This is a genomic window from Rathayibacter caricis DSM 15933, from assembly GCF_003044275.1.
In the GTDB taxonomy this organism is placed as follows: Bacteria; Actinomycetota; Actinomycetes; order Actinomycetales; family Microbacteriaceae; genus Rathayibacter; species Rathayibacter caricis.
Genome location: NZ_PZPL01000001.1, coordinates 3,814,233 through 3,833,185, shown reverse-complemented (window position 1 = coordinate 3,833,185; position 18,953 = coordinate 3,814,233). Strand labels below are relative to the sequence as shown.

Here is an 18,953-nt window from a genome sequence, read left to right as displayed (position 1 = left end):
ACTGCGCGAGTGTTCACGTCAACATTCCTGCGATCCACCGTACAGGGCGACGTCGACATGCACGAGGGGGGTGCCCCTCCCTGTGTCAGCGTGGGGCGCGCAGCTCGCGCAGCGGGCCGGCGTGCAGCGGCTCCGTCGCCCAGCGCGCGGTGAACGTCGCGGCGGCGGCGTCGAGCACGAGGTGCAGTCGATGCGGCGTCTCGAGGAACAGCACGTCGACGAGCAGCTCGCCGTCGGGGCCGCGACCGGCGCTCGAGGCCAGGACGTCCGTCGTCATCCACGCCCCGGATCCCGGCGCGACGAGCAGCCGGTCCTCGCCCTCGATCAGCGCGAGCGTCCAGCCCGCGGGCTCGCCCGAGAGCTCGAGACCGGTCAGCGAGAGGACGTCCGAGTGCGACGGCCGGTAGCGACCGGGCGCCACGTCGACGGCGGCAGGGGCGAGCGGAGGGAGGCCGAGGGCGCCGAGGCGCGTCGCGAGCGCCTCCTCCGCCTCGGTCGGGGCGACGGCGCCCTCCGGCTGGAGCGCCGGCAGCAGGTGCTCCCAGACCCGCGCGAGCAGACCCTCGGTGTCGGTCGTCTGGCCGGTGATCGCGAGCACCGCGTCGTGCTCGGGCAGTACGAGGCCGAACTGCCCGTAGGCGCCGTCGGCCCGGTAGCCGTGCTGCGAGCGCCAGAACTGGAAGCCGTAGCCGCCGGACCAGTCGTCGTTCTCCTCCTGCGATGTCGGCACCTGCGAGGTCGACGCCTCCGCGACCCACTCCGCGCTCAGCAGCTGCTCCGAGTCCCAGCGGCCCTCCTGCTGGTACAGCAGCGCGAGCGCCGCCGCGGCCTCGGTCGTGGCGTGCAGTCCGCTGTAGCCGATCTCGCGACCGGAGGCGTCGCGCAGCCACGCGACCTCGCCGATCCCCAGCGGATCGAGCAGCCGCGGCCGGAGGTAGTCGACCAGCGACTCCCCGCTCACCCGCTGCACGATCGCGGCGGCCGCGAAGGTGCACGGCTGGTTGTAGGCGAAGAGCGCGCCCGGCTCCTCGTCGGGCGGCACGAGGAGGAAGCCGCGGACCATGTCGACCGGATCGATCGCCCGCGCGCGGTCGATCGTCTCCTCGCGGTGCCCGCTCGCCATCGCGAGCACGTGCCGGACGCGGATCGCGCGCGAGCGCTCGTCCGTCACCTCGGCGTCGAGCTCCGGGAAGTAGGAGAGCACGGTGGCGTCGAGATCGACGAGCCCCTCGGCGACGGCGAGGCCGACCGCCGTCGCCGTGAAGCTCTTGGAGTAGGAGTAGAGCAGGTGCAGCCGCTCGGCCGAGTACGGCGCCCACCAGCCCTCGGCGACGACGCTCCCGCCGCGCACCAGCACGAGCCCGTGCAGCTCGATGCCGGGCGCCTCCTCGAGGGAGTCGACGAGGGCGAGGACGCCGGCGGCGTCCACTCCGCGGGCGGACGGTGAGCTTCTCGGCAGCGAGCGGTTCATGCCCCGATGCTACGGGCGCTGTCCGACGTCCTGGTCTCCGGGCCGGAGGTCGGCGGTGTGCGGGCTCGGAGCGGCCGGTGCACGATTCGCAGGGGATCCGGGCCGGCAAGCGGATTCCTCCGCCTGCTGCCGTCGCGCCGGGTGCACATCCCCTGCAGATCGCACAGTGCCCTGCAGATCGTGCACGGCCCTGCAGATCGTGCGCGGGCCTGCAGATCGTGCGGAGGCCTGCAGTTCGTACGGGGGAGTTCGCAGCGGGGGCGGACGGCTCCGCCCTACGCGTCGGCGGGCGGCGCGTCCGGGAACGGGCCGAGCCCGAGGAGGAAGCGCAGCAGCACCTCGGCCGGCGCGCGGACGGCCGGGCCGAGGCCCAGCTCCCAGCCGGCGTCCGTCGCGACGAGGGAGCGGCCGCGGAGCGCGGCGCGGATCGGGAGCGGCGCGCGCTGCATCCGCTCCATCGCGATCGCACCCGAGACGCGGGGCGGCAGGTCGACTCCGGTGACGAGGCTCAGCTCGACCCGGACGACGTCGACCAGGTCGGCCACGCCGCGGGACCCGGAGCCGGAGCGCCGGGCCGAGGCGAGCGCCGTGAGAGCGCCGGGGATCTCCTCGGCCGGGGGAGGGGAGCCCGCCTCCCTGGCGCCGACGCGGGTGGCGAGGCGCTGGCCGGTGCTGCTCGAGAGCCGCACCACGAGCTCGCCGAGCACGGCGGCGGCGGAGGGAGGAGGGGTGGAGGGGGCGGAGACGGCACCGGCCGCCTCCTCCTCCAGGAAGGAGGGGGAGGCGGCCAGTACCGCGAGGCGATCGAGTCGATCGGCGACGAGCGGGCGCCAGTCGTTGCTGACCCCCGACTCGTCGACGTCGGGCCGAGCGCTCAGCGGGAGGAACCGCGACCAGTCGGGCACGGGACTCCGATCAGCGTCCGCCTGCGCGGCGCTTGTTGTAGACGTCGAAGGCGACCGCGAGCAGGAGCACGAGGCCCTTGACCGCCTGCTGCCACTCGATGCCGATGCCCATGATCGACATGCCGTTGTTCAGGACGCCGATGATCAGACCACCGAGGATCGCGCCGCCGATGGTGCCGACGCCGCCCTGGACCGCCGCGCCGCCGATGAAGGCGGCCGAGATGGCCTCGAGCTCGAAGCCGTCTCCGGCCTTCGGGCCGGCGAGGTTCAGGCGGGCGGTGAAGACGAGTCCGGCGAGGGCGGCGAGGACGCCCATGTTGACGAACAGCCAGAAGGTCACGTTGCGGGTCTTGATGCCCGACAGCTCCGCGGCGTGCAGGTTGCCGCCGATCGCGTAGACGTGGCGGCCGAAGACCGAGCGGTTCATCACGACGCCGTAGACCAGCACGAGCACGGCCAGCACGATCAGGGTCACCGGGATGCCCTTGAAGGTGGAGAGCGCGAAGGCGAAGGCGCCGATCACGAGCGCGACGAGGACGAGCTTGGTGACGAACCAGACGCCCGGCTCGACGCTCTGGTTGTACTTCTGGCGGCCGCGGCGGGTGCGCAGCGACTGCACGGTGAACGCGATGATCGCGAGCGCGCCGACTCCGAGCGACAGCGGGTCGAGCGCGGTCTCGCCGAACAGGTCGGTGAGGAAGCCGTTGCCCAGCGCGCGGTACTCGATCGGGAACGAGCCGATGTTCGCGTTGCCGAGGACGACGAGCGCGAGGCCGCGGAAGATCAGCATGCCCGCCAACGTCACGATGAACGCGGGTATGCCGACGTACGCGATCCAGAAGCCCTGCCAGGCGCCGACGAGGGCGCCGATGCCGAGCGACAGGATGATCGACAGCCACCACGGGAGACCCATGGTGACCGCGAAGACGCCCGAGACGGCTCCGACGAACGCGGCGACCGAGCCGACCGAGAGGTCGATGTGCCCGGCCACGATGACCATCACCATGCCGATGGCGAGGATCAGGATGTAGCCGTTCTGGACGATCAGGTTGGAGATGTTCTGCGGGCGCAGCAGGATCCCCTCGGTCATGATCTGGAACAGCAGCACCACCACGATGAGGGCGATGAAGATGCCGTTCTTGCCGAGGTCGCCCAGCACGTGGCTGAGGCGCTTCGTGAAAGCGTTCTCGGTGGGGTTCACCTGCGCGCCCGCCGCCGTGGGCGGGGTGTTCTGCAGATCGGTCATCGTTGCTTCTCCTGGGTCATGAGGGTGAGGACCGCCTCGGGGGTCGCCTCGGCGATGGGCAGCTCGCCCGTGATCCGGCCCTCCGACAGCGCGTACACGCGGTCGCAGATGCCGAGCAGCTCGGGGAGCTCGGAGGAGATGACGATGATCCCCTTACCCGCCGCCGCGAGCTTGTTGATGATGGTGTAGATCTCGTACTTCGCTCCCACGTCGATGCCGCGGGTGGGCTCGTCGAGGATCAGGACGTCGGGGTCGGAGTAGATCCACTTCGACAGGACGACCTTCTGCTGGTTGCCGCCCGAGAGCTTGCCGGTCTTGGCGAGCACGGTCGGCGACTTGATGTTCATGCTGCCGCGGTACTCGTTCGCGACCTCGAACTCGCGGTTGTCGTCGACGAGTCCGCCCTTCGACACCTTCTCGAGCGAGGCGAGCGAGATGTTCCGCTTGATGTCGTCGATGAGGTTGAGGCCGTAGTGCTTGCGGTCCTCCGTGGCGTAGGCGAGCCCGTGGGCGATCGCCTCCGACACGTTGCGCATCTTGATCTCCTTGCCGGCCTTGAAGACCTGGCCCGAGATCCGGCTGCCGTAAGAGCGGCCGAAGAGGCTCATCGCGAACTCGGTGCGACCCGCGCCCATGAGTCCGGCGATGCCGACGATCTCGCCGCGGTGCACCGTGAGGTTCACTTTGTCGACCATGACGCGAGTCGGGTCCTGCGGGTGGTGGGCGGTCCAGTCCACGACGCGGAGGATCTCCTCGCCGATGTGCGGGGTGTGGTCCGGGTAGCGGTGGTCGAGGTCGCGGCCGACCATGTCCTTGATGATCCGGTCCTCGGTCACGTCGTCGTGAGCGATCGTCTCGATCGTCTTGCCGTCGCGGATGACCGTCACGGTGTCCGCGATCTTCTTGATCTCGTTCAGCTTGTGGCTGATGATCAGCGACGTGATGCCCTGCTCCTTGAGGTGCAGGATCAGGTCGAGCAGGTGGTCCGAGTCCTCGTCGTTGAGCGCCGCGGTGGGCTCGTCGAGGATGAGCAGCTTGACCCGCTTGGAGAGCGCCTTGGCGATCTCGACGAGCTGCTGCTTGCCGACTCCGATCTCCTGGATCTTCGTCGTGGGGTTCTCCTTCAGACCCACCCGGGCGAGCAGCGCGGCCGCCTCCTGGTTGGTCTTGTTCCAGTCGATCAGCCCCGCGAATCCGCGGACCTCGTTGCCGAGGAAGATGTTCTCGGCGATCGAGAGGTAGGGGCTGAGGGCCAGCTCCTGGTGGATGATGACGATGCCCTTGGCCTCCGAGTCGCGGATGCTGCCGAACTGCATCACGTCGCCCTCGAAGACGATGTCGCCCTCGTAGGTGCCGTGCGGGTAGACCCCGGACAGGACCTTCATCAGCGTCGACTTGCCGGCGCCGTTCTCGCCGCAGATCGCGTGCACCTCGCCGCGCGCGGCGTTCAGGGTCACGTCCTGCAGCGCTTTGACACCCGGGAACGTCTTGGTGATCCCGCGCATCTCGAGAATGTTGGTGCTCACTACGCCTCACTCCTTCAGGGAGCCGGGCCCCCTCTCGGGGACCCGGCTCGGATCGTTCAGTACCGACTCGCGACCCGCACCTTCTCGGGCGCCGATCCGGTCACGGCCCCTCGGGGAGGCCTCGCTCGCTTCCGCTCCTCTTTGTTAAGAGGAGTGACGCAACGGCTCCTCCTCAGGAGGGCATCCGCGGCGGCTCCTCCTCGGGAGGGCTGTCGCGGAGCTCCTCCTCCTGGAGGGCGGTCGCGGTTCTCGGTGGGGTGAGCTGCAAGGCGGAGGAGGAAGCGATGGTGGAACCATCGCGCCCGACGACAGCGCCGCAGATCACCCCACCGAGGTTCGCGATTAACCGTTGATTTCGGCGTCGGTGTAGTAGCCGCCGTCGACCAGGACCGACTCGATGTCGTCCTTGGTCACGATGACGGGCTCGAGGAGGTACGACGGGACGACCTTCTCGCCGTTGTCGTAGGTCTCGGTGTCGTTGACCTCGGGCTCGGTGCCCTCGAGGACGGCCTGCGCCATGGTGACGGCCTCGGCCGCGAGCTCGCGGGTGTCCTTGTAGATGGTCGCGTACTGCTCACCGGAGATGATCGCCTTGACCGAGTCGAGCTCGGCGTCCTGGCCGGTGATGATCGGGAAGTCGGTTCCGACGGTGTAGCCGGCGTCGGTCAGGGCCGAGATGATGCCGCGGCTGAGGCCGTCGTAGGGCGAGAGGACGCCCTGGACCTGGGATCCGTCGGAGTACGACTTGGTCAGGATGTCCTCCATGCGGCTCTGGGCGACCTCGGGGTCCCAGCGCAGCGTGGCGACGGTGGTGAACTCGGTCTCGTCGCTCTTGACGACGAGGGTTCCGTCGTCCATGAAGGGCTTGAGGGTGTCCATCGCGCCGTTGAAGAAGAACGTGGCGTTGTTGTCGTCGGGGCTTCCGGCGAACAGCTCGATGTTGAACGGGCCGGCCGGCGCGTCGGCGGCGGGGGCTCCGGTCAGGTCGGTCAGGCCGAGGCCCGCGAGGAGCGAGGTGGCCTGCTGCACGCCGACCTTGTAGTTGTCGAAGGTCGCGTAGTAGTCGACGTTGGCCGAGTCGCGGATGAGGCGGTCGTAGGCGATGACCGGGATGTCGTTCGCGGCCGCCTCCTCGAGCACGCTCGTGAGGGTGGTGCCGTCGATCGAGGCGATGATCAGGGCCTTGGCGCCCTTGGTGATCATGTTCTCGAGCTGCGAGACCTGGGTGGGGATGTCGTCCTCGGCGTACTGCAGGTCGACCTCGTAGCCGGCCTCCTCGAGCTGCGACTTGACGTTGTCGCCGTCGGCGATCCAGCGCTCGGAGGACTTCGTCGGCATCGCGACGCCGACCAGTCCGCCTTCGCCGCCGCCGTCGCCGCTGCCCGAGTCGCCGCCGCTGGAGCAGGCTGCGAGGGAGAGGATCATCGCTCCGCCGGCGAGGCCGGCGAGGAGGGAGCGCTTCATAGTGGTCACTGTGATTCCTTCGTCATTGAATGCAGTGGGAGGGGCCGCTCCCGGTTGCGGGGCGGGGATGTGAGCGCTCATGTGAGCGATCACATGGAGTGATGCTAGACCCGTGGATCGCTTTCGTGCCACCGGGAAAGTTGCGACTCGGTAACGGCGCGCGGTGACGGACGCTCCGCGACGCCTACCGGGCGCAGGGTGCGGGGCACCGCGGTGGACCCGCGGACGACGAGCTGCGGCTCGATCGGCGGCGCCGGCTCCGGCCGCTCGCCCTCGATCAGGCTGAGCAGCGTCGCCATGCAGCGGCGGCCGAGCTCGGCGAAGTCCTGGCGGACGCTCGTCAGCGGCGGCCAGTAGAACGCGGCCTCGGGGATGTCGTCGTAGCCGATCACGCTGACGTCCTCGGGCACCCGGATTCCGCGCTCGTGGAAGGCGCTCAGCAGGCCCAGCGCCATCTGGTCGTTCGCGGCGAAGACGGCCGTGAAGTCGAGGAACCGCGCGAGCTCCAGGCCTACGCGGTGGCCGCGCTCGGCGCTCCAGTCGCCCAGGAGCGGCGGTCGCATCGCGATGTCGCGGTCGTCGAGCTCGGCCAGGAAGCCGCGCATCCGCGCCTCCGCCTCGATCCAGTCCTGCGGGCCGGCCAGGTGCACGATCTCGGTGTGCCCGAGGTCGATCAGGTGCGCGGTGGCCAGGCGCGCCCCCGCCATCTGGTCGACGTAGAGCGCGTCGTCGCGGGAGTCGTCCGAGGTCTGCAGGGTCACGTGCGGGATCCGCAGCGCGGCTCCCGAGAGGATGTCGAACACGCGGATCTGCGGCGCGATGACCACGAGACCCTCGACCGCCTGGTTCAGCAGGTGGCGGATCCCGGCCTGGATCGACTCGCCGTCGGTGCCGTCGACGTTGGCGGTGACGACGAGGTAGCCGGCATCGCGCGCGGCGACCTCGATCGCCTGGATGCTCGACGCCGGGCCGTACTGGAGGCTCTGCGAGGAGAGCACGCCGACGGTGCGCGTGCGGCTGGTGACCAGCGCGCGGGCGGCGAGGTTGGGACGGTAGTCGAGGTCGGCCATCACTGCGAGGACGCGGCGCTTGGTCTCGGCGCGCAGGCTCGGGTGGTCGTTCAGGACGCGCGAGACGGTCTGGTGCGAGACTCCGGCGGCGCGCGCGACGTCGTAGATGCTGGGAGCCCGGGGCGCGGGCTTGTCTTCCGGCATCGGGGCACCGTGGCTCTCTGTGATCGGCGGCGCCCTGTCGCAGGGACCGTCCGAGCCCGCGTCAGCGCGGGACCCGCCCGTCCGCGGGCGCGTGTGAGCACACCTTACGTCGCTCGGGGCCCCGGAGTGCTCGCGCGGAGGACCACCGAGGTCGCGACGGGCTCGGCGGGAGCGTCGTCGTCGCCGAGCGCGACGGCGAGGGAGCGCTCGCCCAGCTCGCGCAGCGGCACGGCCACGGTCGTGAGCGCGGGGTGCACGTCGCGCACCGTGGGGATGTCGTCGAAGCCCGCGACGCCGAGGTCGGCGCCGGGCTCGATCCCGGCCGCGCGCAGGGCGGAGGAGACTCCCATCGCCATCACGTCGCTCACGGCGAAGACGAGGTCGATCTCGTCGCGGTGCTCGGCGAGGAGCCTCGTGGCGCCGTCGAATCCGCCGTCGCGCGAGAAGGGCGCCTCGACCACGAGCGCGTCGTCGAGGGCGATGCCGTGCGCCTCGAGCCCCTCGCGGAAGCCCTGCACGCGATCGTGCGACGTGAGGATCGCGGGGCTGCCGGACACGACTCCGAAGCGCCGGTAGCCCTGCTCGACGAGAGCCTCGGCCAGCGCTCGCGCACCCGCGCGGTTGTCGAGCACGACGGTCGGGAACGGCAGTCCGCCCTGGCTGATCAGCACGACGCGGCCGCCGGCGGCCTCGAAGGAGGTGAGCTCGGCGATGAGCGCGTCGCGCTCGTCCTCGCCGGCGAAGCGGCTGCCCGCGAGGATCATCACCCGCGGCCGCGCGCCGCGCAGGGCCCGCACGATGGCGAGCTCGCGGGCGGAGTCGCGGCCGGTGACGGCCATCGTGACGACGAGGCCGAGCTGCTCCGCCGCTCCCGCGACGCCCGCGGCGATGGTCGAGAAGTAGGGGTCGGCGATGTCGCTGACGATCAGGGCGACCGTGCTGGTCGAGCCCTTGGCGACGGCCTGGGCCGAGAGGTTGGGGGAATAGCCGAGGCGCTGGGCGGCCGCGAGCACGCGGACCCGGTACTCCTCGGCGACCTTGCGCTGACTGCCGTTCAGCGATCGCGAGGCGGTGGCGAGCGAGACGCCGGCCTCTCGCGCGACGTCGTGCAGGGTCACTCCGGAGCTGCGTCCTGATCGTGTCGGCACAGGCGCGTCCCTTCGGTCCCGGTCATTCTGGCACAGGGGGTGCGCGCGGGGCGGGAGCCGTGGCCCTGGGCCGAGGCCGGGGTTCCCTGGATGCGCGGCGGGTACCGTGGACGGATGCGCCTGCTCCTCATCCGCCACGGCCAGACGCCCTCGAACGTCGCCGGGCTCCTCGACACCCGCATCCCCGGACCCGGGTTGACCGAGCTCGGACGCACCCAGGCGGAGCTGCTGCCCGAGACGCTCGCCGGTGAGGGCATCGGCGCGCTCTACGTCTCGACGATGCGCCGGACCCAGGAGACGGCGGCGCCGCTCGCGGCGGCCCTGGGGCTCGAGCCGATCGAGCGCGACGGGATCCGCGAGATCGCGGCCGCCGGTCTCGAGATGCGCGGCGACGAGGCCGCGGTCGAGGAGTACATGGGCACCGTGTTCCGCTGGGCCGGCGGCGAGACCGGGCTGAGGCTCGCCGGGGGCGAGACGGGCGAGGAGTTCGCGGCGCGGTACGACTCCGTCGTCGCGGAGGCGGAGTCGTCGGGGCACGGCACGGTCGCGCTGGTCAGCCACGGGGCGGCGATCCGCTGCTGGGCGGGGCTGCGCTCGAAGGACCTCGACGCGCGCTTCATCGCCGATCACCTGCTCGACAACACCGGCGTCGTCGTGCTCGTGGGCGGCGGCTCGGAGTGGGTGCTCGAGTCGTGGCAGGGCGAGCCGGTGAGCGGAGTGGGAGCCGCTGCTCCGTCCGGTCCGTCGGGGGACACGACGGCCTGATCCGGACTGCCGGTCGGTTCTCCAGGGAGGGTCGGGTAACGATCGAGCAACGAAGCGTAATGAGCCCTGATCTGGGGTTCCTCGCTGACGACGCGGACGCGCGCGGCCGCTGACACCCCTCCTCCATTAGTCCGACATTTGCCGGATCGGGGCTCCGCGGCTACCGTGGACGGCGGTCTTCGAGACCCCGATGAACCGGTCCGCGCCCGTGCCCCGTCCCCGTGACGGAGAGCCGCGAGCGTACGGTCAGCGGGAGCGGAGGCGGCCCCGAGGCCGTCTCGGACACACCCCGGACGCCTCCATCCCCCGCCTGCGTCGCGCGGCGGGCAGCACGCGGAGGCCCGCTCCGGGGAGTCCCACGCGCCCCGACCCGGCACCACGAGATGAGAGAGCGCGGGATCCGTCCTGCGCCCCGACGGAGCGTACGTGCAGCAGAACCAGAACGACATCAGCGAGCCCGCGGGCGGAGTGGTCCTCGAGGACCTCGCCGTTCCCGCCCTCGAGGCGAGAGGGCTCTTCAAGGTCTTCGGACGGCGTCCCGACGAGGCGGTGAGGCGACTGCGGGCGGGCGCCGACCGGGACGACCTCGGCTCCTCCGGGACCGCGGCGGTGATCGACGCCTCGTTCGCCGTGCGCCGCGGCGAGATCTTCGTGGTGATGGGGCTCTCGGGCTCCGGCAAGTCCACGCTGATCCGCATGCTCAACGGCCTGCAGGAGCCGACGGCGGGCGAGGTCCTGATCGACGGGTCGAGCATCACCGGAGTGCCCGAGGGGGAGCTGCGGCGGGTGCGCCGCTCGTCCGTCTCGATGGTGTTCCAGCACTTCGCGCTGCTGCCGCACCGCACCGTGCTCGACAACGTCGCCTACCCGCTCGAGATCCAGGGCGTCCCCGTTCAGCAGCGGCGCGAGCGCGCGCTGCTGGCGATCGAGCGCGCCGGACTCGCCGGCTGGCACGACACGACGCCCGGCGAGCTCTCCGGAGGCATGCGCCAGCGCGTCGGCCTCGCCCGCGCGCTCGCGGCCGACACGGGCATCGTCCTGATGGACGAGGCGTTCTCGGCACTCGATCCGCTCATCCGGCGCGAGATGCAGGAGCAGCTGATCGAGCTGCAACAGGAGCTCGGGAAGACGATCGTCTTCATCACCCACGACCTCAACGAGGCGATGCTCCTCGGCGACCGCATCGCCGTCATGCGCGACGGCCGCATCGTCCAGATCGGCACCCCGGAGGAGATCCTCACCGACCCGGCGAACGACTACGTCGCGCAGTTCGTCCAGGACGTCGATCGGGCGCGCGTGCTGACCGCCGCCGCCGTGATGGAGCCGCCGCGCTCCGTCGTGACCCTCGCCGCCGGGCCCCGCGCGGCGCTCCGCGGGATGCGCGACCTGCAGACCTCCGCGGCGTTCGTGGTCGGCGCCGGACGCCGACTGGTCGGAACCGTCCGCGACCGCGACGTGATGGGGCAGGTGCGCCGGAGCGAGGTCGACCTCTCGGCCGTCGTCACCTCGGACGTCGTCGCCGTCGCTCCGGACACCGCGCTGAGCCAGATCATCGAGCCCGCCGTCGAGACGGAGCTGCCCGTCGCGGTCGTCGACGGGAGCGGACGCCTGCTCGGGGCGATCCCGCGCGTCACGCTGCTGGCCGCCCTCGGCAACATCAGCTCGCAGACCGGGGAGCAGCCGGTGATCGAGCCGCCGGCGACGATCCCGACGGAGCTCGTCACGGCCACGCTGCACGCGACGGGCGGACCCGTCGACGACTCCGTGCTCGCGAGCGAGGGGGGCGTCCGATGATCCGCCTGCCCCTGGGCGACGCCGTCGAGAGCGGCATCGACGCCCTCACCGCGGTCCTCCAGCCCGTCTTCGACCTGATCAGGACCGTCTTCGGCGCTCTCTACACGGGAGTCGACGCGGTGCTCGCCACTCCGCCGTTCTGGGTGATCATCGCGTTCCTCGCGGTGCTCGCCTATGCCGCGCGCGGGTGGGTCCTCGCGATCGGCACCGCGGTGGGGCTCTTGGTGATCGTGAGCGTGGACCAGTGGGAGAACGCGATGGACTCGCTCGCGCTGGTGCTGGTCGCCTCCGTGATCGCCATCGCGCTGAGCGTGCCGCTGGGCGTGCTCGCCGCGCGCAACCGGACGGCCTCCACGATCCTCCGCCCGGTGCTCGATCTGATGCAGACCATGCCGGCGTTCGTGTACCTGATCCCGGCGCTGATCTTCTTCCGCGTCGGAGTCGTGCCCGGCATCGTCGCGACGATCGTCTTCGCGATGGCGCCGGGGGTGCGCCTGACCGAGCTCGGCATCCGCGGGGTCGACCCCGAGCTCGTCGAGGCGGGGGAGGCGTTCGGCTCGTCGAAGTGGCGGATCCTGCGCCAGATCCAGCTGCCGCTGGCGCTGCCGTCGATCCTGGCAGGGCTCAACCAGGTGATCATGCTGTCGCTCTCGATGGTGGTCATCGCCGGCATCGTCGGCGCCGGCGGGCTGGGCGGCGACGTCGTCGCGAGCCTCAACCGGATCGACGTGTCGCTCGGGTTCGAGGCCGGCATCTCGGTGGTGATCCTCGCGATCGTGCTCGACCGGATGACGGGAGCGCTGGGGAAGCCCTCGCCCGCCCGGGTCGCCCGGGCCGGCAGCCGCCGCGCCGTGGTCCTGACCCGCTCGGCCGTCGCGGCCGTGTCGGTCGCGGTCGTCGCCTCCCTCGGCGCGTCGGCCGTCGCGGGGCCGGCGAGCACCGCCTCCGTCGACAACGGCGACCGCACCGACGTGCGCTTGGCCGTGTTCCAGGGCTGGGACGAGGGCATCGCGGTGTCGGCGCTCTGGGGCGCCGTGCTCGAGGAGCAGGGCTACGACGTCGAGCTCTCGGATATCGACGTGGCGCCCGGCTTCGCGGGGCTCGCCGCCGGGAGCTACGACCTGGCGCTGGACACCTGGCTGCCGACCACTCACGGCAGCTACCTGGAGCAGTACGGCGACCAGCTCGTCGACCTCGGAGCCTGGAACGACGAGGCGAAGCTGACCATCGCGGTCAACGAGGACGCTCCGATCGACACGCTCGAGGAGCTCGCGGCGAATCCGGACGTCGTCGGGAACCGGCTCATCGGCATCGAGCCCGGGTCGGGGCTGAACGCCGTGACGACCGAGGAGGTCATCCCCGGGTACGGCCTCGAGGGGATGGAGTACCTGACGTCGTCGACGCCGGCGATGCTGCAGGAGCTCGAGACCGCGACGGCGAACGGCGAGGACATCGCCGTGACGCTCTGGCGCCCGCACTGGGCGTACGACGCGTTCCCGGTGAAGGACCTCGAGGACCCGAAGGGGCTGCTCGGCGAGGCGGAGGACATCCACTCGTTCGGCTCGAGCTCGTTCGACGGCGACTTCCCGACGCTGAGCAGCTGGATGCGCGACTTCCGGATGGACTCCGAGACGCTCTACTCGCTCGAGAACGCGCTGTTCAACTCCGCGTCGGACGACCGCGACGCGGCGCTCGCGGCCTGGATGGACGAGAACCGCGAGTACGTGGACTCGATGACGTCCTGACCCGGGGCGGGTCTCGGTACGCCGTCTGCGACGGCTACTCGATCAGCGAGCTGCTGCTGGTCGAGTAGCGCGCAGCGCGTATCGAGACCCGCCTCACCAGCGGCGTCAGGCGCGGGCCGCCGCGTACTGCGCGCGGATCGCGGGGCGGTGGTCGGCCGTCGGCTCGGCGACCGAGGTGACCTGCCAGGTCGGCCGCGAGCCGGTCAGCGCCCACGCGGCCTGCACCGCGGCTCCGTCGGCCACGTACTCGCCGGGGGTCGGCACGACCACGGGAACGTCGAACACCTGCGAGGCGGCCAGCTGCACGGCGCGGTTCTGCGCCGCTCCGCCGATCAGCAGGATGCGCCGCGCTTCCACCCCGAGCTCGCGCACCGCGTCGAGGCCGTCGGCCAGACCGCAGAGCATGCCCTCGATCGCCGCGCGGGCGAGGTTCGGGCGCGTGGTCGAGGCGATGGTCATGCCGTGCAGGCTCGCGGTCGCGTCGGGCAGGTTCGGGGTGCGCTCGCCCTCGAAGTACGGGACGAGCACGAGGCCGTCGGCGCCCGGCTCCGCCTGCAGCGCGAGGTCGGCGAACTCGTCGAAGCCGGCGCCGAGCAGGGCGGCGGTCGAGGACAGCACGCGGGCGGCGTTGAGCGTCGCGACGAGCGGCAGGAAGCGCCCGCTCGCGTCCGCGAAGCCGGCGACGGTCCCGGAGGGGTCGCGCACCGGGTCCTCGGTCACCGCGAAGACGGTGCCGCTCGTGCCGATGCTGACGACCACGTCGCCGGGCCCCGCACCCAGACCGAGCGCCGCGCCCGCGTTGTCGCCGGCGCCGGGGCCGACCACGAGGCCCTCCGGCGTCCGGCCCGCCTCCTCCGACGGCCCGAGCACGCGGGGGAGTGCCGGGCGGTGGCCGAGCGCGTGCTCGAGCAGCTCCACGTCGTAGCCGTCCGCGCCCCAGTACGAGGTGCCGGAGGCGTCCGAGCGGTCGGTCGTCAGCGCGTCGAGGTCCACGCCGCGCGGGGATCCGGGTCCGTAGCCCAGCAGGCGCCACGTCAGCCAGTCGTGGGGGAGGGCCACCGCCGCGACGCGCGCCGCGTTCTCGGGCTCGGCATCGCGCAGCCAGCGGAGCTTCGTGGCCGTGAAGGAGGCGACCGGGACGGTGCCCGTGCGGCGCGCCCACTCCTCCGCCCCGAGCTCGGCGACCAGCGCCTCGGCGGCGCCCGCGCTGCGCGTGTCGTTCCAGAGCAGTGCGGGGCGGATCACCTCGCCGTCGGCGTCGAGCACGACCATGCCGTGCTGCTGCCCGCCGATCGAGATCGCGGCGACGTCGTCGAGTCCGCCGGCATCCGCCAGGGCCGCGGTCAGCGCGTCCCACCAGGCCGAGGGGTGCACCTCGGTGCCGTCGGGGTGGCTCGCGCGACCGGTGCGGACCACCGCTCCGCTCTCGAGGTCGCGGACGACCACCTTGCAGCTCTGGGTCGACGAGTCGACTCCTGCGACCAGCGTCATCGCCGTGTCCGTTCTTCCCGCCGCGGCGGGATGCGTCTTCAAAGGGGGTACGGGGGAACGGACGAGACCCCGTGCCGGAGGGCAGGGGGTCTCGTCCGTCAGGGGAGTGCCGGAGCGATCAGCGGGCGCCGAGCAGGTGCTCGGTCGCGAGCTGCTGCAGGCGCACGAAGCCGAAGCCCTTGCCGCCGAGGTAGGCGTCGGTGTCGAACGACTCGTACGACGCGGTGTCGGCGAGCAGGTCGTCGTAGGACTCGCCCTCGTTCAGCGTCGGGGTCTGCAGCTCGGCGACCTTGGCGGCGGCGAGCGCCTCCTGCACCTCGGGGTCGGCGCGGAAGGCCGCGGCGCGCTCCTTCAGCAGGAGGTAGGTGCGCATGTTCGCGGCGGCCGAGTCCCAGACTCCGGTCTCGTCCTCGGTGCGCGAGGGCTTGTAGTCGAAGTGGCGCGGGCCGTCGTAGGAGGGGACTCCGCCGGGGCCGCCGTTCTCGAGGAGGTCGACGAGCGAGAACGCGTTGTGCAGGTCGCCGTGGCCGAAGACCAGGTCCTGGTCGTACTTGATGCCGCGCTGGCCGTTGAGGTCGATGTGGAAGAGCTTGCCGTGGTACAGCGCCTGGGCGATGCCGGCGGTGAAGTTCAGGCCCGCCATCTGCTCGTGGCCGACCTCGGGGTTCACGCCGACGAGCTCGGGGCGCTCGAGCGAGTCGATGAACGCGATCGCGTGACCGAGGGTCGGCAGGAGGATGTCGCCGCGGGGCTCGTTGGGCTTCGGCTCGATGGCGAAGCGGATGTCGTAGCCCTTGTCGGTGACGTAGTCGCCGAGCAGGTTGACGGCCTCGCGGTAGCGCTCGAGAGCGGCGCGGATGTCCTTCGCGGAGTCGTACTCGGCGCCCTCGCGGCCGCCCCACATCACGAAGGTCTGCGCGCCCAGCTCGGCGGCGAGGTCGATGTTGCGGAGGACCTTGCGCAGCGCGAAGCGGCGGACGTCGCGGTCGTTGGAGGTGAATCCGCCGTCCTTGAAGACCGGGGCGCTGAAGAGATTGGTGGTGACCATCGGCACGACGAGGCCGGTCGACTCGAGCGCGCCCTTGAGGCGGTCGATCTGGGTCTGGCGCTCGGCGTCGGTCGAGCCGAACGCGAAGAGGTCGTCGTCGTGGAAGGTGAGGCCGTAGGCGCCCAGCTCGTCCAGCTTCTCGACGGCGTGCACCACGTCGAGCGGCTCGCGGGTCGGGCCGCCGAAGGGGTCCGTGCCGTTGTAGCCGATGGTCCAGAGGCCGAACGAGAACTTGTCGGCGCGGGTGGGGGTCAGGGACATGGATCCGATCCTTTCCGGCGACGTCGCCGAATTGTTGTTGCGGCCAACATATCGGGGGCGGCGTCTACGCGCAACGCCGATCGACTGCGTCCTCGGTCTCGGCGGTCGATATGTCGCGGGTCGCGACAAACCTGTTGCGGAAGCGCTTCGACTCTGCGTACAGTGCTCAGCAGCACAGCCCCGACGAAGCGTTTCGAGCGTCGAGGGGGTCCGACGACGAGGTCCGGCAGGAGGAACGATGGCGACCATCCACGACGTCGCCCGCGCTGCCGGGGTCTCGATCAGCACGGTGTCCTACGCCCTCTCGGGCAAGCGCTCCATCGCCGCCACCACCCGCCAGCGGGTCGACGACGCGGTGCGCGAGCTCGGCTACCGGCCGCACGCCGGCGCCCGGATGCTCGCCGGGGCGCGGACCCACATCCTCGCCCTCTCGGCGCCGATGCGCGGCGAGCTGCACCTCCCCACCCACATGCGCTTCGTGACGGAGGTGCTCGAGCGGGCCCGCGAGTCCGACTACGACGTGCTGCTGCTCGTCACCGACGAGGCCTCCAGTGGCATCGACCGGGTCTCCTCCTCCTCGCTCGTCGACGGCATCGTGCTGATGGGCGTCGACGACGACGACGACCGCGCCGCGCTCATCCGCGACGCGGGGGTGCCCGCGACCTTCATCGGCGTCCCCGCCGACGCCCACGACCTCGCGTGCGTCGACCTCGACTTCGCGGAGGCGGCGCGTCGCAGCGTCCGCACGCTCGCCGAGCAGGGCCACCGGTCCGTCGGCCTGATCGAGCACCCGCAGTCGTACACCGACCGCAACGCCGGCTTCGTCCGCCGCTTCGACGACGCGTTCCGGGCGGAGTGCGTCGCGCTCGGCCTCGAGATCGTGGTCGAGCGCCCGCACCTCGGCCGCGCCCACGCCGCGTCCGCCGTCGACGCGATCCTCGGATCCGCGATCGCCCCGACCGCCCTCGTGCTGCACTGCAACGAGCCGGTGGCCGAGGCCGCCGTCGAGCGCGTGCTCGAGCGCGGCCTCTCCGTCCCCGGGGACCTCTCGGTCCTCGCCGCCTGCGCGAGCTACGACGGAGCGGCGCTGCCGGTCCCGGTGAGCTCCTTCCCCCTCCCGTTCGACGCGATGTGCCGTGCGGCCGTCGGTCGCACCCTCCAGCAGATCGACTCCGGCCGCACCGTCGGCGTCGACCTCCTCCCGCCCCACTACGTCGACCGCGGTTCCGTCGCGGCCGCGGCGATCGGCGCTCGCGTGCCGACCGCCTCCTGACGCCCCTCCCTCCACTTCCTGCTCCTGCTCCTCGTCGGCCGATCGTCGAAACGCTTCGACATTCGTCCGATCGGAGAGCGCTCCACCACCCACCCACGCAGTCACAGCCCAGCGGCACCGTCCGAAGGAGAACACCCGCTATGTCGCCTCGTCCCCGCACCGCCTTCCACCGCCCCACCGCCTCCGCGGTCGGCTCGCTCAGCCGTCGCGGCCTGCTCGCCGGCGGCGTCGGCCTCGGCGCGGTCTTCGCGCTCGCCGCCTGCTCCGGAGGAGGATCCGACGCCGGATCCGACGCCCTCGCCACCGAGGTCGACGGCGCCGGCCGCACCCTCACCATGTGGGACTTCGAGACCCCCGACAGCGACCGCGGCATCGCCTGGCTCGCCGCCCGCGACATCTTCACGCAGGAGACCGGCGCCGAGATCGCCTACGAGTTCAAGGCCTTCGAGCAGCTGCGCACCGGCGCCAGCCAGATCTTCAACTCCAACTCGGCACCGGATGTCGTCGAGTACAACAAGGGCAACGCCACGAGCGGCCTGCTCTCGAGCCAGGGCCTGCTCACGAACCTCGACGAGGCCGTCGAGTTCTACGGCTGGGACAAGCTGGTCCCGGGTGCGCTGCAGACGACCGCCAAGTACGACGAGGACGGCATCATGGGCTCCGGCTCCTGGTACGGGATCCCGAACTACGGCGAGTTCACCTTCGTCTACTACAACGAGGACGCCTTCGCGGCGAACGGCATCGAGGTGCCGACGACCTACGACGAGTTCATCGCTGTGCTCGACGCGTTCGTGGCCAAGGGCATCACGCCGCTCGCCGAGGCCGGGGCCGAGTACCCGCTGCAGCAGCTCTTCTACCAGCTCGCGCTGCTGAAGGCCGACCGCCAGTGGATCACCGACTACCAGACCTACACGGGCGAGGTCGACTTCTCGGACGCCGCGTGGTCCTACGCCGCCGACCAGCTCCAGGAGTACGTCGACAAGGGCTACATCTCGCCGGACGCCTCCGGCCTCAAGGCCGAGGACGCGGGCACCGCGTTCATCTCGGGCGACTACCCGATCTTCTTCTCGGGCTCCTGGTGGTTCGGCCGCTTCAAGACCGAGATCACCGGCTTCGAGTGGAACACGTTCCTCTTCCCGGGCGCGGAGTTCACGATGGGCTCGGCGGGCAACCACTGGGTGATCCCCGAGACGGCGAAGAACAAGGACCTCGCCTACAAGTGGATCGACATCACGATGCGCCCCGAGATCCAGAACCTGATCGGCAACAACGGAGGCATCCCGCTGGTCGTCGACGAGTCGGCGATCACGGACGAGAAGAGCAAGGAGCTGCTGTCGCAGTGGAAGACGGTCGTCGACGGCGACCAGCTCTCGTTCTACCCCGACTGGCCCACCGCGACCTTCTACGACGACCTCGTCGCCGCGACGCAGGAGCTGCTGAACAAGTCCACGTCGCCCGACGACATGCTCTCGCAGCTCCAGGAGAAGTACGACGACGGCGTGGACGACATCAAGTGACGCGCAGCGTCACTTGAAGGCGGCCAGCCCCGCGCCCACAGGCGCGGAGTGACCGCGGAAGCCTCGCCGACGCGACGGCGACCCC

Annotated in this window: 14 protein-coding genes; 5 read left to right on the top strand and 9 right to left on the bottom strand. The window is 71.2% G+C overall.

Going from position 1 to position 18,953, the window contains the following annotated elements:
• Positions 1-85 precede the first annotated feature (85 nt).
• The 7 genes from C1I63_RS17840 to C1I63_RS17810 form a co-directional block, all read right to left on the bottom strand.
• Positions 86-1,471, bottom strand: a complete 1,386-nt coding sequence (locus C1I63_RS17840; RefSeq protein WP_107575636.1) for a serine hydrolase domain-containing protein — start codon at positions 1,469-1,471, stop codon at positions 86-88.
• Between the two features lie 275 nt (positions 1,472-1,746).
• The gene (locus C1I63_RS17835) at positions 1,747-2,376 is read right to left on the bottom strand and encodes a hypothetical protein (protein WP_055791156.1); all 630 of its coding nucleotides are present in this window, start codon (positions 2,374-2,376) and stop codon (positions 1,747-1,749) included.
• A gap of 10 nt (positions 2,377-2,386) precedes the next feature.
• Positions 2,387-3,622, bottom strand: coding sequence for a multiple monosaccharide ABC transporter permease (mmsB, locus tag C1I63_RS17830; protein WP_055791160.1), 1,236 nt, complete (start codon positions 3,620-3,622; stop codon positions 2,387-2,389).
• Complete coding sequence (gene mmsA, locus C1I63_RS17825) at positions 3,619-5,148, bottom strand: multiple monosaccharide ABC transporter ATP-binding protein (protein WP_055791163.1); 1,530 nt, start codon at positions 5,146-5,148, stop codon at positions 3,619-3,621. Before mmsA ends, mmsB begins: the two co-directional genes overlap by 4 nt.
• Positions 5,149-5,490: 342 nt before the next feature.
• Positions 5,491-6,612: a multiple monosaccharide ABC transporter substrate-binding protein gene (gene chvE, locus C1I63_RS17820; protein ID WP_055791166.1), complete on the bottom strand. Its 1,122-nt coding sequence runs from the start codon at positions 6,610-6,612 to the stop codon at positions 5,491-5,493.
• Between the two features lie 104 nt (positions 6,613-6,716).
• Positions 6,717-7,826 (bottom strand): LacI family DNA-binding transcriptional regulator, encoded by a 1,110-nt coding sequence (locus tag C1I63_RS17815; RefSeq protein ID WP_107575635.1) that lies wholly within the window; start codon positions 7,824-7,826, stop codon positions 6,717-6,719.
• Positions 7,827-7,930: 104 nt separating this feature from the next.
• Complete coding sequence (locus C1I63_RS17810; protein ID WP_107575634.1) at positions 7,931-8,944, bottom strand: LacI family DNA-binding transcriptional regulator; 1,014 nt, start codon at positions 8,942-8,944, stop codon at positions 7,931-7,933.
• 144 nt (positions 8,945-9,088) lie between these two features.
• Here C1I63_RS17810 and C1I63_RS17805 point away from each other — a divergent pair, with 144 nt between their 5' ends.
• The 3 genes from C1I63_RS17805 to C1I63_RS20375 all read left to right on the top strand — a co-directional run bounded on the left by C1I63_RS17805 (position 9,089) and on the right by C1I63_RS20375 (position 13,278).
• On the top strand, positions 9,089-9,739 hold the full coding sequence (locus C1I63_RS17805) for a histidine phosphatase family protein (RefSeq protein ID WP_107575633.1): 651 nt from the start codon (positions 9,089-9,091) through the stop codon (positions 9,737-9,739).
• Positions 9,740-10,165: 426 nt separating this feature from the next.
• Positions 10,166-11,533: a quaternary amine ABC transporter ATP-binding protein gene (locus tag C1I63_RS17800; RefSeq protein WP_425326982.1), complete on the top strand. Its 1,368-nt coding sequence runs from the start codon at positions 10,166-10,168 to the stop codon at positions 11,531-11,533.
• Positions 11,530-13,278: an ABC transporter permease/substrate binding protein gene (locus tag C1I63_RS20375; protein WP_107575632.1), complete on the top strand. Its 1,749-nt coding sequence runs from the start codon at positions 11,530-11,532 to the stop codon at positions 13,276-13,278. The genes C1I63_RS17800 and C1I63_RS20375 overlap by 4 nt, the downstream gene beginning before the upstream one ends.
• Before the next feature lie 105 nt (positions 13,279-13,383).
• On the opposite strand, the gene xylB is transcribed toward C1I63_RS20375, so the two are convergent.
• Both xylB and xylA read right to left on the bottom strand, forming a co-directional pair.
• On the bottom strand, positions 13,384-14,769 hold the full coding sequence (xylB, locus tag C1I63_RS17790; protein WP_107575631.1) for a xylulokinase: 1,386 nt from the start codon (positions 14,767-14,769) through the stop codon (positions 13,384-13,386).
• Between the two features lie 118 nt (positions 14,770-14,887).
• Positions 14,888-16,078 carry a xylose isomerase gene (xylA, locus tag C1I63_RS17785; protein WP_107575630.1) on the bottom strand — a complete coding sequence of 397 codons (1,191 nt, stop codon included), beginning with the start codon at positions 16,076-16,078 and terminating at the stop codon, positions 14,888-14,890.
• Positions 16,079-16,316: 238 nt separating this feature from the next.
• Here xylA and C1I63_RS17775 point away from each other — a divergent pair, with 238 nt between their 5' ends.
• Together C1I63_RS17775 and C1I63_RS17770 are read left to right on the top strand one after the other, a co-directional pair.
• Entirely contained in the window at positions 16,317-17,351 is a 1,035-nt protein-coding gene (locus tag C1I63_RS17775; protein ID WP_170116412.1) for a LacI family DNA-binding transcriptional regulator, read from the top strand.
• 140 nt (positions 17,352-17,491) lie between these two features.
• Positions 17,492-18,868: an ABC transporter substrate-binding protein gene (locus tag C1I63_RS17770; protein WP_107575629.1), complete on the top strand. Its 1,377-nt coding sequence runs from the start codon at positions 17,492-17,494 to the stop codon at positions 18,866-18,868.
• Positions 18,869-18,953 lie beyond the last annotated feature (85 nt).